This window comes from Inquilinus limosus, assembly GCF_051487185.1.
Taxonomy (GTDB): domain Bacteria; phylum Pseudomonadota; class Alphaproteobacteria; order DSM-16000; family Inquilinaceae; genus Inquilinus; species Inquilinus limosus_F.
Window position 1 is genome coordinate 56918 of the sequence record NZ_JAHVDK010000006.1, and the last position, 12975, is coordinate 69892.

The following is a 12975-nucleotide window of genomic DNA, read 5'->3' on the forward strand; positions in this document are numbered from 1 at the left end:
ACGGGCCGGGTCAGCCGGCCGGGGCACGTCTCCGGGCCACCATCCGGGCGGCCAGCAGCACCGCGGCGCGGCTGGCGCCGATATCGGCGATGCCTTGTCCGGCGATGTCGTAGGCGGTGCCGTGGGCGGGGGTGCAGATCGGGAAGGGGAAGCCGCCCAGCATGGTGACGCCGCGGTCGAAGCCCATCAGCTTCATCGCGATCTGCCCTTGGTCGTGATACATGGTCAGCACCGCGTGGCAGCCTTCCTTCGGCGCCCGCAGGAAGACGGTGTCGGCCGGGTAGGGGCCGAGGACGTCCAGGCCCTCCGCCGCCGCGGCGCGCACCGCCGGGCCGATCACCTCGATCTCCTCGCGCCCGAAATTGCCGCCGTCGCCGGCATGCGGGTTCAGCCCGGCCACGGCGATGCGCGGCCGGTCGATCCCGGCGGCGCGCAGGCAGTCGGCGGTCAGCGCCAGCTCGGCCCGGATGCCGTCCGCGGTGATCGCCGCGGCCACGGCCGACAGCGGGATGTGCGAGGTGACCCGCGCGTTCCAGATCGTGTCCAGGATGTTGAATTCGCGGGCGGCGCCGGACCAGCCTATGGCGTCCGCGACGAAGCGGATCTCGTCGTCGTAGCCGGGATACGCATAGCGCATCGCCTGCTTGTTGAACGGCGTGAAGCACACGGCGTCGGCCCCGCCTGACGCCGCCAGCGTCAGCGCCCGGCGGAAGTTCTCGGACGCGAACCTCCCGCCCGCCAGCGTCGCCTCGCGCGGCGTCACCTCGGCCGGGTCGAGGTTGCCGAGGTCGACCAGCACCGGCCGGTCGCCCGGCGCCGTCTCGTCCGTGACCACCTCCAGGTCCAGCGCCACGTCGGCCACCCGCGCCCCAGCATCGAGGATCCGGCGGTCGCCGAACACCACGAATCGGGCCGCGGCGCGGATCTCGTCCAGCGCCAGCAGCCGGGCGGTCAGCTCCGGGCTGATGCCGGCGGGATCGCCCATGGCCAGGGCGATGACGGGACGGCTGGAGGCCTCGGTCGGCCGGATGTCGGGCTGGGCTGCCACGGTGCTCCCCAAAATCTTCTTGCTTCTGGGGCCACCGTATCAGTCATGCATGCACACATCAAGCATGCTGCACTCTGCATGCAGAATGCGCAGATTGCGTCGGCGCGGGTTCTTCGCCATGCTTGAGGCCGCTGGACGACGCGGCACGAGGACGGGATGAGACTGGACCTGCAGGACGAGGTGGAGTTCGCCGACAGCCCGGGCGGTCCGATCGCCCGCCCGTCGCTGCACGACCAGATCGTCAACCGCGTCCGCGACATGATCATCGAAGGGGTGCTGCCGCCCGGCGCGCGCATCCATGAAGGGCAACTCGGGGCGCAGCTCGGCGTGTCCCGCACGCCTCTGCGCGAGGCGCTGAAATACCTCGCCAGCGAAGGGCTCTTGGACCTGGTCCCCGGCCGCGGCGCGGTGGTCAAGCGCTTCTCCGCCAAGGAGGTGCAAGACATGCTGGCGGTGCTCGGCCTCCTGGAGGCCGAAGCCGGCCGGCTGGCCTGCGCCGAAGCCTCGGATGCCGGAATCCGCGAGGTCCGCGACCTGCACGACCGGATGCTGGAGCATTACCGCCGGCGCGAGCGGCTGGAGTATTTCAAGCTCAACCAGGCCATCCACTCCGCCATCCTGCGCCTGTCCGGCAACGCGGCGCTGGCGACAGTGCACGGCATCCTGCAGTCGCGGCTGAAGCGGATCCGCTTCATCGGCAACGGCAGCGAGGAGAAATGGGCCGCGGCGGTGGCCGATCACGAGGAGATGATCGCCGCCCTCGAAGCCCGGGACCCGGACCGCCTGGCCGCGATCCTCAGCCGCCATATGGCGGAGAGCTGGAACAGAGTCCGCGACGCGATCTGAGGGCTGCTGCCAGACACATTAAACCGTCATGGCGAGCCCCGAAGGGGCGTGGCCATCCAGAGGGCGGTGTCGCTGGATCGCCGCGTCGCTTCGCTCCTCGCGATGACGAAGAGGGCAGGCTACAGCACCCGCGTCTCGTGTGGGCGCAGCGAGACGGTGCGGGAGGCTCCTCCGGTGACGGAGGCCGGCACCGTACCCTCGAACGGCCGGTCGCTGGCGTTGAACAGGCTGACCCGGTCGCCGTCCGGGAGGCCGCGCACCCGCTGTACGATCAGGTCGCCGAGCCCGTCCGGATCCGGCCGGCCGACGGCGGCGCCGAGGCGCGGGAAGTCGCAGGGCCGGGCCCGGCCGTCGGCCAGCAGCCGGCGCAGCAACGCCCTGCGTGCGGAAGAAATCTCGCCGAGATGGTCGCTGGTCATCAGCACGCCGCCGGCGAGGCCGGCGAACAGCGCCAGGGATTCGACCTCGGTGTCCGACAGCTCGTGGAAGCGGTCACGCAGCAGGATGCAGTCCGGGTCCGCCTGCCACAGGATGCCGTTGGCGAAGCTGCGGGTGGTCTGGTCGCGCAGCAGCGATTCCGCCGACTGGTGGCCGCTCCAGGACACGCCGATGTCGCGGCCGATGCGGACGGCGTCGACCAGTCCGACGGGCGCGAAAATCGGCGAGCCGCAGCCGAGCCACAGCGCGCCGCCGATCTCCTCGCGGATCAGCCGGGCCATCCGCATCCAGACCTCGATCCGGGTCAGCCCGTCCCGGTGCCAGCGCGCGCGGTCGGGGCCGTAGTCCGACCCCGCATTCATGAAGTCGGTCTTGAAGTAGCGGCAGCCCCAGTCTCGCGCCCAGGTGCGGAACACCGTGCGGATATAGGCTTCCGCTTCGGGGTGGGTGACGTCGAGGACGTGGTATTCCTCGCTGCGCTTGTGCCAGCGGAACTCGCCGTAAAATTTCGAATAGACCAGCGGTTCGTCACGGTCGCGCTGGCGCACCACCCAGTCGGGATGGTCGCGGTAGAGGCGGCTGCGGTTGCCGACCAGGAACGGCGCGATCCACAGGCCGGGGACGAAGCCGGCGGCGGCGATGTCGGCCAGCAGCGGCGCCATGCCGCGCGGGAATTGCGGCTTCACCTCCAGCCAGTCGCCCATCTCCGGCGTGAAGCCGTCGTCGATCTGGAAGACGCGCAGCGGCAGGCCCTCCGCCTTCGCCCGTCGCGCGCCCTCGAGATGGTCGAGGAGGTTCTCCTCGGTGATCGCGGCATAGAGGTTGTACCAGGAGCACCAGCCGGTGATGCGCTCTTCCGAGATGCGCGGCGGTAGTGGCGAAGCCTCCGCCACCATCCAGGCCCAGGCGCACAGCCCTTCCTCCACCTCCGCATGCTCGAACAGCGCGAACCATTGGGAGACGGCGTTGCCGCCGTGCGGGGCGTGGTCCCAGAGAGTCTCGATGACGACCGCGAAGCCGTCTTCCGCCGGTCGATAGCCGAAGCGGTGCTGGAACCGGTCATGGCGCAGCGCGCCGATCACCACGCCGCCGTCGCCCTCGCGCGGCAGCAGCTGGGTCATGGCATAGCCGGTCCGGGCCTTCTCGTCTCCGGAAGCGAGGCGCTCGGACGTGACGAAGAAGCTGCCGTCCCAGCTGTGATAGCCGGTGCGCAGGAAGGCGCGGGCCGGCCCGACGCGGCCGATCTCGATGCCGAGGGCGGAGAGCTGACCAGGGGCTCGGCCGTCGAGGACGAAGCGGAAAGCAAAGCCGGGCGTGCGGCCGAAGTCACGGCGCTCGATCTCCAGCCGAAAGCGGCCGCCCTCGGCCGGCCATTCGGCAGCCCAACTCCCGGCCTCCTGCCGCATGGCCGGCATCCCTCCGACGACCACGCCGTCGACGACCGGCACGATCTCCGAAAGGCGAACGGTGGAGCCTCGGAAGGCCAGGGCGTCGGCGTCGAATTGCATCAGGTCTTCTCCGCCCTCGGGCTTGAACGATGATCTCTTATGCGGATGGCAGGAATTTTTAACCCGTCATGGCGAGCCCCGAAGGGGCGTGGCCATCCAGGATGGTTGAGCCTGTTCCGGCCGCGGGACTGGATGGCCACGCTTCGCTCGCCATGACGGTGTGGGGGCATGGGCCTGCTCTCTAGATCAAATCGGGATACAGGTCCCGCCAGTCCGGGTTCATCGCTTCAACCAAAACACGTCATGGCGAGGCGCGCAGCGCCGTGGCCATCCAGCCTGTCGCCACCACGCACTGCGGCTGAAGAACTGCATGGCCACGCTTCGCTCGCCATGACGGTTGGTCAAAACGCCACCTCCCTCCGCTCCTCCGCCGAGCGCAGCGCCGCCAGCGCCAGGTGCAGCGACCGGGCGCCGTCGCGGATCGGGGTGCGGGCCGGGCGGTCGCCGCGGATCGCATCGACCAGGTCCAGCAGCTGCGCGGCGAAGACGTCGCGCGTCTCGGCGATGCGCTCCGCCGCCGGCTCGCCCGCGGTGCGGGTCAGCGTCGCGGTGTTCCAGTCGGTGAAATGGCCGGTCATCCGCTCGGCCACCAGATGGATCTCCTTCTCCCAGCGGCCGGGCACGGCGCCGTTGGTGGCGTTCAAGAGGGCGACGCGGCCGTCGTCATAGCCCAGCAGCATGGCGCTCAGGTCGTCGCTGTCGTAGCGCTCGACGCCGCGGTGGAAGAAGGTCGCGGTGCGGGCATAGACCGTCGCTGGGTCGCCCAGAAGGTACCGCGCCAGGTCGATCATGTGGATCAGCTGCTCCACCATCTGCCCGCCGGATTTTTGCTTCTCCCGCCACCAGGGCGCGTGCAGCGCGTTGCAGTGGAAGCGGGCGGAGTAGAGGCCGGGCCGGCCGGTGGCGCCGGCCGCGGCCAGCTCCGCCCAGCGCTCGACCGCGGCGCCGAAGCGGCCCATGAAGCCGACCTGGGTCATGATGCTTGCGGCCTCGGCGGCCGCCACCATGCGGTCGGCATGGTCGCCCTCCAGCGCGATCGGCTTCTCCAGCAGCAGGTGGATGCCGCGCCGCGCGGCGCTCTCGACCTCGTCGGAATGGGCGAAGGGCGGCAGGGCAACGATCAGGATGTCGAGCTCCGCCTCGTCCAGCATGCGCTCGCGCTCGGCATAGGCCCGGCCGCCGTGCTGGGCGGCGAAGGCGCTGGCCTTGTCCGGGTCGCGGCCGCAGCAGGCGACAAGGGTGGCCGCCTCCGGATAGGCGGCGATCGCCGCGGCGTGGCGGGCGGCGATGCCGCCGGCGCCGAGAATGCCGATCCGCAGCGGCCTCATGTCTCGTCTCCGAAGGTCAGCACGGTCTGCAGCGTGTCCGGATCGCCGCGGTCCAGCCGCTCGAACAGCTCGGGCGCCTGCCGGAACGGCACCTCTTCCGTGATCAGGGGCAGCAGGTTCAGCCGGCCCTCATGCTGCAGCCGCACCGCCGTCTGCCACAGCCGCAGCTTCGACCAGCGATAGCTCGCGCCCGGGGCGACGCCGGAGATCTGCGAGCAGACCAGTTGCACCCGGTTGTGGTGGAACTCCTCGCCCAGGAACAGGCCGCGCGCCTCACCCTGGAAGAAGCCGAGCGCGACGACCCGGGCCGAATAGGCCACCGTCCGGATCGCCTCGGCCAGCGCGGCCGGAACGCCGGAGACCTCGATCGCCACATCCGCGCCGCGCCCGCCGGTCCGCTCTTTGACGATCTCCGCAACCGAACCCACGGCAGGGTCGAGCACCTCCGAAGCGCCCAGCAGCAGCGCCATCTCGCGCCGTGACGCCACCGGGTCGACGCCGATCACCTCGGCGCCGGAGGCGCGCGCCGCCTGCGCCACGATCTGGCCGGGCACGCCGAGGCCGAAGACCACGACGACATCGCCGATCCGGATCTCGGCGTCGTGGACGCCGTTCAGCGCCACGGCGCCGATATGGGAGAAGATGCCGATCCGCGGGTCGGCGGCCTCGGGCAGCAGCCGGCCGATCACGGCGTCCCGCGCGGCGACATGATGGGTGCGGTGGCCCCAGGTGCCGTAGACGCGCTGGCCCGGCCGCAGGTCGGACACCTCGCGCCCGACCTCGACGATCTCGCCCGCCTCCTCATAGCCCAGGTTGCGCACGGGATAGTCCCAGCTCGGCGTGTCGGCGGCGCGGAACAGCCGGCTCGCCTCGTCCCAGCGTTTGGCCATGAAGGGGTTGGAGCCGCGGTACTGCGACAGCTCGGTGCCGGCGCTGACGCCGGAAAAGAGGGTGCGGATCCGCACCTCCTCCGGGCCGATCGGCGGGTGCTCGAAGCTCTCGAAATCCAGCGCACGCGGGCCGCGCAGCAGGAGGGCGGTCGGCATGGTCAGGCGGCCTTCGCCCGCTTCCGCACCAGCTCGGCGACCATCGCCGCGGTCCAGGTGAAGTTGCCGCCGCCCAGCCCCTCGCCGGTGACGGGGTCGTAGTATTCGGCAAAGCCGCCCGCGATCAGCCTCAGGCTGTCCTCGTGCACGGCGTCGGCGGCCTCGGCCAGGCCGCAGCGGGCGAGGCCGTCGGCGACCAGGTAGTTGACGATCAGCCAGGCCGGCCCGCGCCAGTAGCGCTTCGGCTCGAAGCGCGGATCGGCCGGGTCGTGGCTGGCGATGCCGAAGCGGGTCCTGCCGCGCCACTCGGCGATGCGGGCGGCCAGCGCCCGCTGCCGCTCGGGCGTGCCGAGGCCCGCGAACAGCGGCAGAAACCCGCCCACGGTGCGGCTCTCGATCAGCGTGTCGGTGGTGCGGTCGAGGCAGAGATACTGGCCGTGCTCCTCGCTCCACAGCCGGTCGAAGGCGGCGCGGGCCTTGGCCGCCCGGGCCCGCGCGGCGGCGGCGAGCCCTGTCATCCCGAAGGCCTCGCCCAGCGCCGCGATGTCCTCGTCGGAGCGGATCAGGATGGCGTTGAAGCCGGGGTCGACCACCTGGAAGGGCGAGGCGTCGTGCAGCTTCGCATTGTCCCAGCCGAGGCCGCGGAAGCGCTGCACCAGCCAGAGATAGCGGTCGTACTCCGCCTTGTGCGGGCGCTGCGAGGGATCGACATGGCTGGTGTCGCGGCGCTGATAGGGTTCGACCCCATCGGTCGGAACGCGCGCCAGCGCTTCGTCCCAGTCGACCGAGTTGTCGCGGCCCGATTCCCAGGGGTGCAGGATGGCGACCAGGCCGGTGCCCTGCGGGTCGCGGGCGGCATAGAACCAGCGGTGCCAGGAATCGGCCGCGCCGATCAGCGCCCGCGCCTTCTCCTCGGCCAGCACCTTGTCCTTCGCCTCCTCGTAGAGGCGCCGCAGCACGAAGCCCATCACCGGCGGCTGGGTGATGCCGGAGGTCGGAGTCGGCCGGCCGGTGTTCCAGACATCCGGGCCGGGGAAATAGCCGTCGTCGTAAACATGGAAGACGATGTGCGGGATCATCCCGTCCGGCCATTGATGGGCGGCCAGGGTCTCGATCTCGGTCCAGGCGCGGCCCTCGTCGATATGCCGCTGGCCCAGCGCGGTCAGGCAGGAATCCCAGTTCCACTGGAACGGGTACAGGCCCTTGGTCGGCACGGTGTAGCTGCCGCGATCATTCTCGGACAGGACGGTCGCCGCGCGCGCGAAGGCGGTGTGGTCGTCGAAGGCGGTCACGGGAGGCTCCGGTGGGAGGGGAGAAGATTCACTGGATGGCGTGGCCGGTCTCGGCGTCGAACCAGCGCACGCGGCCGGGCTTCGGCCGCAGGCTGATCGGCTGGCCGGGCTCGACCGCGTGCTCGTTGTCGACCACGGCGCGGAAGCGATGGCCGCCGACGTCGAGGGTCAGCAGCTTGTGCGGGCCCAGCGGCTCGACCACGCGGACGGCGCCGGACAGTCCGTCGGCGCGGATCTCGACATCCTCGGGGCGGATGCCGAACTCGATGCGGCCGGCCGGGGTCTTGGGCGGCTCGAGCGTCAGGCCGGCGACCTTGATGCCGGCGCCGTTCGGCTCGGCGGGCAGGAAGTTCATCGGCGGGTTGCCGATGAAGCTGCCGACGAAGCGGTCCGCCGGATCGGCATAGACCTCGGTCGCTGGGGCCGCCTGGACGATACGCCCCTGGTTCATGACCGCGATGCGGTCGGCCAGGCTCATCGCCTCCACCTGGTCGTGGGTCACGTAGATGGTCGTGGTCTTGCTCTCCTGCAGCACGCCCTTCAGCTCGGCCCGCATCTCGAGGCGGAGCAAGGCGTCGAGATTGGACAGCGGCTCGTCCATCAGCAGCACGGCGGGCTCGACCGCCAGCGCCCGGGCCACGGCGACGCGCTGCCGCTGCCCGCCCGAAAGCTGGCCGGAATAGCGCTGCAGCAGCTGTTCGATGTGCATCAGCTCGGCCGCGCGCCTGACCTTCCGGGCGACATCCGCCTCCGGCATCTTCTTCATGCGCAGGCCGAAGGCGATGTTCTCGAACACCGTCATATGCGGGAACACGGCGTAGTTCTGGAACACCATGGCGATGCCGCGGTCGCGCGGCGCCAGGCCGTCGACCCGCCGGCCGCCGATCCGCACCTCGCCGCTGGTCGCGGTCTCGAGGCCGGCGATGATGCGCAGGAGCGTCGTCTTCCCGCAGCCGGACGCGCCGAGTAGCACCAGGAACTCCTGGTCGCGGATGGTGAGGTCGATGGCGTGCAGCGCGGTGTAGCTGCCGAACCGCTTCTCGACGCCCTTGATGTCGATGTCTGCCATATCGGGATCTCCGGTCAGCGGTTGGCGATGCCCCAGAGGGAGAACAGGTACTTGCGGACGAGGAACAGGAAGACCAGCGCCGGCAGCACCAGCACCAGCGCCCCCGCGAATTTCAGGGGCAGTGGCGAGACGTCCAGGCTGGTCAGCAGGAAAGCGGTAAGGGTCTGGTTCTGGATGGTCAGCACCGAGGCCGCGAACACCTCGTTCCAGGAGGTGACGAAGGCGAAGACGCCGGATGCCGCGATGCCCGGCAGGGCCAGCGGCACCACGATCTTGAGGAAGGCCTGGACCCTCGTGCAGCCGAGCGTCCAGGCGGCCTCCTCCAGCTCCACCGGGATGCTCATGAACAGGGAGTAGGTGATCAGGATGGCGAAGGGCAGCGCCAGCACCGTGTGGATCAGGGCCAGGCCCCAGATCGTGTCGTCGAGCCCGGTGCGGATGTAGAACACCGCCAGCGGCAGGGCCAGCAGCGGCAGCGGGAAGGCCCGGGTCATCAGCACCAGCAGGCGGAAGCTGCCCTTGCCGCGGAAGCGGAAGCGCGCCAGGGCGTAGCCGGCCGGGGCGCCGATGCCGATCGACAGCAGCATGGTCAGCCCGGCGACGAGCACCGAGTTCAGCAGCGCCCGGGCGACGCCGGCGTAGTTCCAGAAGAAGGACAGGCTGTCGACATCGAAGGTCGGGACGAAGGCCTTCGGCCAGCCGGTGACCGCCGCGCGCGAATTGAAGGCGTTGACCGCGAGGAGATAGAGCGGGACGAGCACCCAGAGGCAGAGCACGAGGGTCGAGATCCGGATCCCCCAGCGGCCGGGCACGGCGGCCGGCGCGGCGGGGACGGCGACGGTGTCGGGCGTGGTCGCGGTCATCGGGCGGCCTCCTTCCTCTCGCCCAGCGCCCACAGGAAGAAGAGGGTGAAGGCGATCGAGATGCCGAGGATCACCATGGCGTAGGCCGCCGCACCCTCGCGGTCCTGCAGCGCGAACTGCCAGTTGAAGGTCTCGCCCATCAGGATCGGCAGGTTGTTGCCGGCCAGCACCATGACGATGGCGAAGACCTCGAAGGCCAGGATGGTGCGCAGGATCAGCGCGGTCTGCAGGCTGGGCCGCAGCAGCGGCAGGGTGATCCGGACGAAGCGCTTCCACGGGCTGGCGCCGAACACCTCCGCCGCCTCGTAGTATTCCTTCGGGATCAGGCTCATTCCGGCGACCAGGATGACCAGCACGATGGCGGTCGCCCGCCACAGCTCGGCGATGATGATGGCGACGAACAGCGCGACGATGCTCTGATAGCTCAGCAGCAGCTTCGGGCCGGGCAAGAGCCCGACATAGTAGAGGACGCTGTTGAGGAAGCCGTTCTGCTCCAGGATGGCGAGCCAGATCAGCCCGGCGGCGAGGTCGGAGATGCCGAGCGGGATGGTGAAGATGTAGAGCGCCACGTCGCGGCCGCTCTTCAGCGCCATCACCAGGCTGGCCATCGCCAGCGCCAGGGCGATCTGCAGCGGCACCAGGATGAGGGTCAGCACGAAGGTGTTGCGCACCGCCGGCCAGAACTTCCAGTCGCTGGCGATCGACCGGAAATTGCCGAAGGACAGTTGGCCGTACTGGGTGAAGGCCTCGACCGCCACCTGGCCGAAGGGCACCAGGAAGAAGGCGACCAGGAAGATGGCGGCCGGGGCCAGCAGGATATAGGGCAGGACGCGGGCATCGCTCATGGCGGGCTCCGTCGGTCAGGCGCGGCAGCGGCTTTTCGGAATCCCAAACCGTCATTGCGAGCGTAGCGAAGCAATCCATGCAGCAGCTCGTGCGGGACGATGGATTGCTTCGTCGGCTTCGCCTCCTCGCAATGACGGTGAGAGGACAGCATCATTGCACCTTGCACGGCCCGTCGCTCACCGGATCCGGGGCCCAGCAGGGTGCGCCCTTGTCGTCGAAGATCGCCTGCAGCGCCTGCGCCTGCTGGTCCAGCACCTCTCGGATATCCTGGCCGGACAGGACGATGCGCTGGAAGGTGTCGCTGAACGCCTTGTTGTAGCGCCCGCCCGCATCGCCCAGGCCCATCGGCAGCAGCACCGGCAGGGAATCCTTCGCCGCGCTCTGCGCTGCGACCACCGGCTGCAGCATCTTGATGCTGTTCGGCACGTCGGCCGGCAACTGGACCTCGACGACGGGGAAGAAGCCGGTCGCCTTCATCATCGCGATCTGGCTCTCCGGCTTCTCCATATACGCAACCAGGGCCTTGGCGTCCTCCAGCGCATTGGTCGTCTTCGGGATGCCGATGCCGGTCAGGACTGGCATATGGGCGCGGCCGGCCGGGCCGGCGGGCACCGGGAAGACCACGAAATCATCCGGCTTCTGGTTCAGCGCGTCCTTCAGCCGGGCGACATGGTCCCAGGCCACCCAGACCTCGCCGGTCAGCAGCGGCTCCTGCATGAAGGCGTAGCCGGTGGAGGCCGGGGTGACGTAACTCCAGAGATCCCGGAAGGCCGTCCACATCTTCTCGGCCTCGGGCGATTTGAACTTCACGACCGGGGAGCCGGTGTAGGACGGGTACAGATAGCCCTGGAAGAAGCGGTGCATCAGCCCCTTCGGCCCGGCCGGGAATCCGATCTTGGGCGACCTGGTGGCCTCGGCCATCGCCTTGCCCCAGGCGGCCAGCTGTTCGTAGGTCAGGGCGTTGATGTCGGCGCCCTGCGGCAGGTACTGCAGCGCCTGCTTGTTGGCGGCCATCACATAGGTCGCCTGCATCCAGGGCAGGTATTTCTGCTCGCCGGTGCCGAGCTTGCCGAGGTCGAGATAGCGCGCATTGATCGCGCCTTCGGGCACGATGCCGGAGAGGTCGACCAGGCCGTCCGGGATGTTGGCGAATTCGCCGTGCAGCCCGCCGATCACGGTGATGGCGCCGGAGCCGGCCTTCAGCTCGGCCTGGATGCGGGTCATGAACGGCCCCGGCTCCTGCGCCGAATAGGTCACCGGCTTGCCAAAACCGGCCAGCACGGCCTCGCGCATCGCCTGCGATTCCTCGACCGGCGTCGCCTGGGTCGACCAGAAGAGGATCTCCTGGGCGCCGGCGGCGCCGGCCAGCCCGACGGCGAGAACCCCGGCCGCGAGCGCGGCGGCTGTCGTCCTGATGGTCATCCCGTGTCCTCCCTCTTGTCTGCGGCCGGCACCCACGGCGCCGGCCTGTTTACGCCGCCCCTGTTCGTGTCGGTCGGGCGCGTTTCCGCAGGGTCGGGGCCGGGCCGTGGCTGGCCCGGTCGACGAACTTCACCTCGGCCAGGCGCGGCTCCACGCCGTCCGGTCCGTTCTCGATGGCGTCCACCACCATGTCGGCGATGACCGCGGCGCTGCGCTCGATGTCCTGGTCGAAGGTCGACAGCGGCGGCCGAGCATAGGCCGCGATCGGCACGTCGTCGAAGCCGACGACCGACAGGTCCTCGGGAATGCGCAAGCCCGCCTCCTGCGCCGCCTCCATCACCGCCAGCGCCAGCCGGTCGGTCATGCCGACGATCGCGGTCGGCCCCGGGTCCAGGGTGAACAGGCGCCGGGCCGCGGCGATGGCGGCGGCCTTGTCGGCGACCGGCACCGCCGGCAGCCGGTCGGGCGCCAGGCGGATGCCGTGTTCGGCCAAGGCGCTCTCGAAGCCGCGCCGCCGGAAATGGGCATAGCTGTAGGGCTCGCTCGGCGCCAGCAGCGCGAACTCCCGGTGGCCGAGCGCATGCAGGCGGTGGACCAGTCCGGCGAAGGCGGCCTCGCCGTCGGTGTCGAACCAGGGATAGGCGGATGGGGGATCGATCAGCCGGCCATGGGCGACGAAGGGGAAGCGGCGCTCGATCAGGAAGCGCACGCGCGGGTCGTCGCGGGTGACGCGGTTGATGACCACGGCGTCGATATGGCCGCCGTCGACCACGTGCCGCAGCACGGCCATGTCGTCCTGGCCCCGCGGGACCGCCGCCAGGAACAGGTCGCGGCCGCGCCGGGCCAGCCCGTCGGCGACGCCGGACAGGAACTGGCCCAGGAAATCGTCCATGAAGTTGGGGGCGCTGATCGGCAGCAGCACGGCGACGAAGTTGGTCCGGCCCGAGACCAGCATCCGGCCGATGCGGCTGGCGACATAGCCGTGGGTCCGGGCGGCCTCCTCGACCCGGCGGCGGGTCTCGGCACTGACGTCGGAATAGCCGGCCAGCGCCCGCGACACGGTGGTCGGCGACAGGCCGAGCTTCAACGCCAGCTCCTTCAGCCGGATTTGCCGCGTCACCGCCACAGCGCAGGCCTCCCTGTCCTGTCTGTCTTTTGATCAAAACGTTTTGGTTTCGTTAGACGCGTCTCCCAAAACGTTTTGGAAGTGTGCGGCAGAATCGCGGCGAGGTCAAGCGTCAGGGGTGCGGATTGGGAAGCGGGTTCGCG

The 12975-nt window shown here is 70.0% G+C and carries 11 protein-coding genes; 1 reads left to right on the top strand and 10 read right to left on the bottom strand.

Annotation, left to right across the window (positions count from 1 at the left end):
- Positions 1 to 10 precede the first annotated feature (10 nt).
- Complete coding sequence (locus KXR53_RS08460) at positions 11 to 1048, bottom strand: 4-hydroxythreonine-4-phosphate dehydrogenase PdxA (RefSeq protein WP_437374671.1); 1038 nt, start codon at positions 1046 to 1048, stop codon at positions 11 to 13.
- Positions 1049 to 1204: 156 nt separating this feature from the next.
- On the opposite strand from KXR53_RS08460, the gene KXR53_RS08465 reads away from it, so the two are divergent.
- Positions 1205 to 1894 carry a GntR family transcriptional regulator gene (locus tag KXR53_RS08465; RefSeq protein WP_437374672.1) on the top strand — a complete coding sequence of 230 codons (690 nt, stop codon included), beginning with the start codon at positions 1205 to 1207 and terminating at the stop codon, positions 1892 to 1894.
- 119 nt (positions 1895 to 2013) lie between these two features.
- Here the strand turns inward: KXR53_RS08465 and KXR53_RS08470 are convergent, their stop codons facing one another.
- From KXR53_RS08470 to KXR53_RS08510, 9 genes are all read right to left on the bottom strand, one after another.
- Positions 2014 to 3840 carry a glycoside hydrolase family 36 protein gene (locus KXR53_RS08470; protein WP_437374673.1) on the bottom strand — a complete coding sequence of 609 codons (1827 nt, stop codon included), beginning with the start codon at positions 3838 to 3840 and terminating at the stop codon, positions 2014 to 2016.
- Positions 3841 to 4181: 341 nt separating this feature from the next.
- The gene (locus KXR53_RS08475) at positions 4182 to 5168 is read right to left on the bottom strand and encodes a Gfo/Idh/MocA family protein (RefSeq protein ID WP_437374674.1); all 987 of its coding nucleotides are present in this window, start codon (positions 5166 to 5168) and stop codon (positions 4182 to 4184) included.
- Entirely contained in the window at positions 5165 to 6214 is a 1050-nt protein-coding gene (locus KXR53_RS08480) for a zinc-binding dehydrogenase (RefSeq protein WP_437374675.1), read from the bottom strand. Before KXR53_RS08480 ends, KXR53_RS08475 begins: the two co-directional genes overlap by 4 nt.
- Positions 6215 to 6216: 2 nt before the next feature.
- Positions 6217 to 7506 carry an amylo-alpha-1,6-glucosidase gene (locus tag KXR53_RS08485; RefSeq protein WP_437374676.1) on the bottom strand — a complete coding sequence of 430 codons (1290 nt, stop codon included), beginning with the start codon at positions 7504 to 7506 and terminating at the stop codon, positions 6217 to 6219.
- A gap of 28 nt (positions 7507 to 7534) precedes the next feature.
- Complete coding sequence (locus tag KXR53_RS08490; protein ID WP_437374677.1) at positions 7535 to 8575, bottom strand: ABC transporter ATP-binding protein; 1041 nt, start codon at positions 8573 to 8575, stop codon at positions 7535 to 7537.
- A 14-nt stretch (positions 8576 to 8589) separates the two neighbouring features.
- Entirely contained in the window at positions 8590 to 9438 is an 849-nt protein-coding gene (locus tag KXR53_RS08495; protein ID WP_437374678.1) for a carbohydrate ABC transporter permease, read from the bottom strand.
- Complete coding sequence (locus KXR53_RS08500; protein ID WP_437374679.1) at positions 9435 to 10283, bottom strand: carbohydrate ABC transporter permease; 849 nt, start codon at positions 10281 to 10283, stop codon at positions 9435 to 9437. The genes KXR53_RS08495 and KXR53_RS08500 overlap by 4 nt, the downstream gene beginning before the upstream one ends.
- A 151-nt stretch (positions 10284 to 10434) precedes the next feature.
- Positions 10435 to 11706 carry an ABC transporter substrate-binding protein gene (locus KXR53_RS08505; protein ID WP_437374680.1) on the bottom strand — a complete coding sequence of 424 codons (1272 nt, stop codon included), beginning with the start codon at positions 11704 to 11706 and terminating at the stop codon, positions 10435 to 10437.
- Between the two features lie 49 nt (positions 11707 to 11755).
- Positions 11756 to 12826: a LacI family DNA-binding transcriptional regulator gene (locus KXR53_RS08510; protein WP_437374681.1), complete on the bottom strand. Its 1071-nt coding sequence runs from the start codon at positions 12824 to 12826 to the stop codon at positions 11756 to 11758.
- Positions 12827 to 12975: the final 149 nt, after the last annotated feature.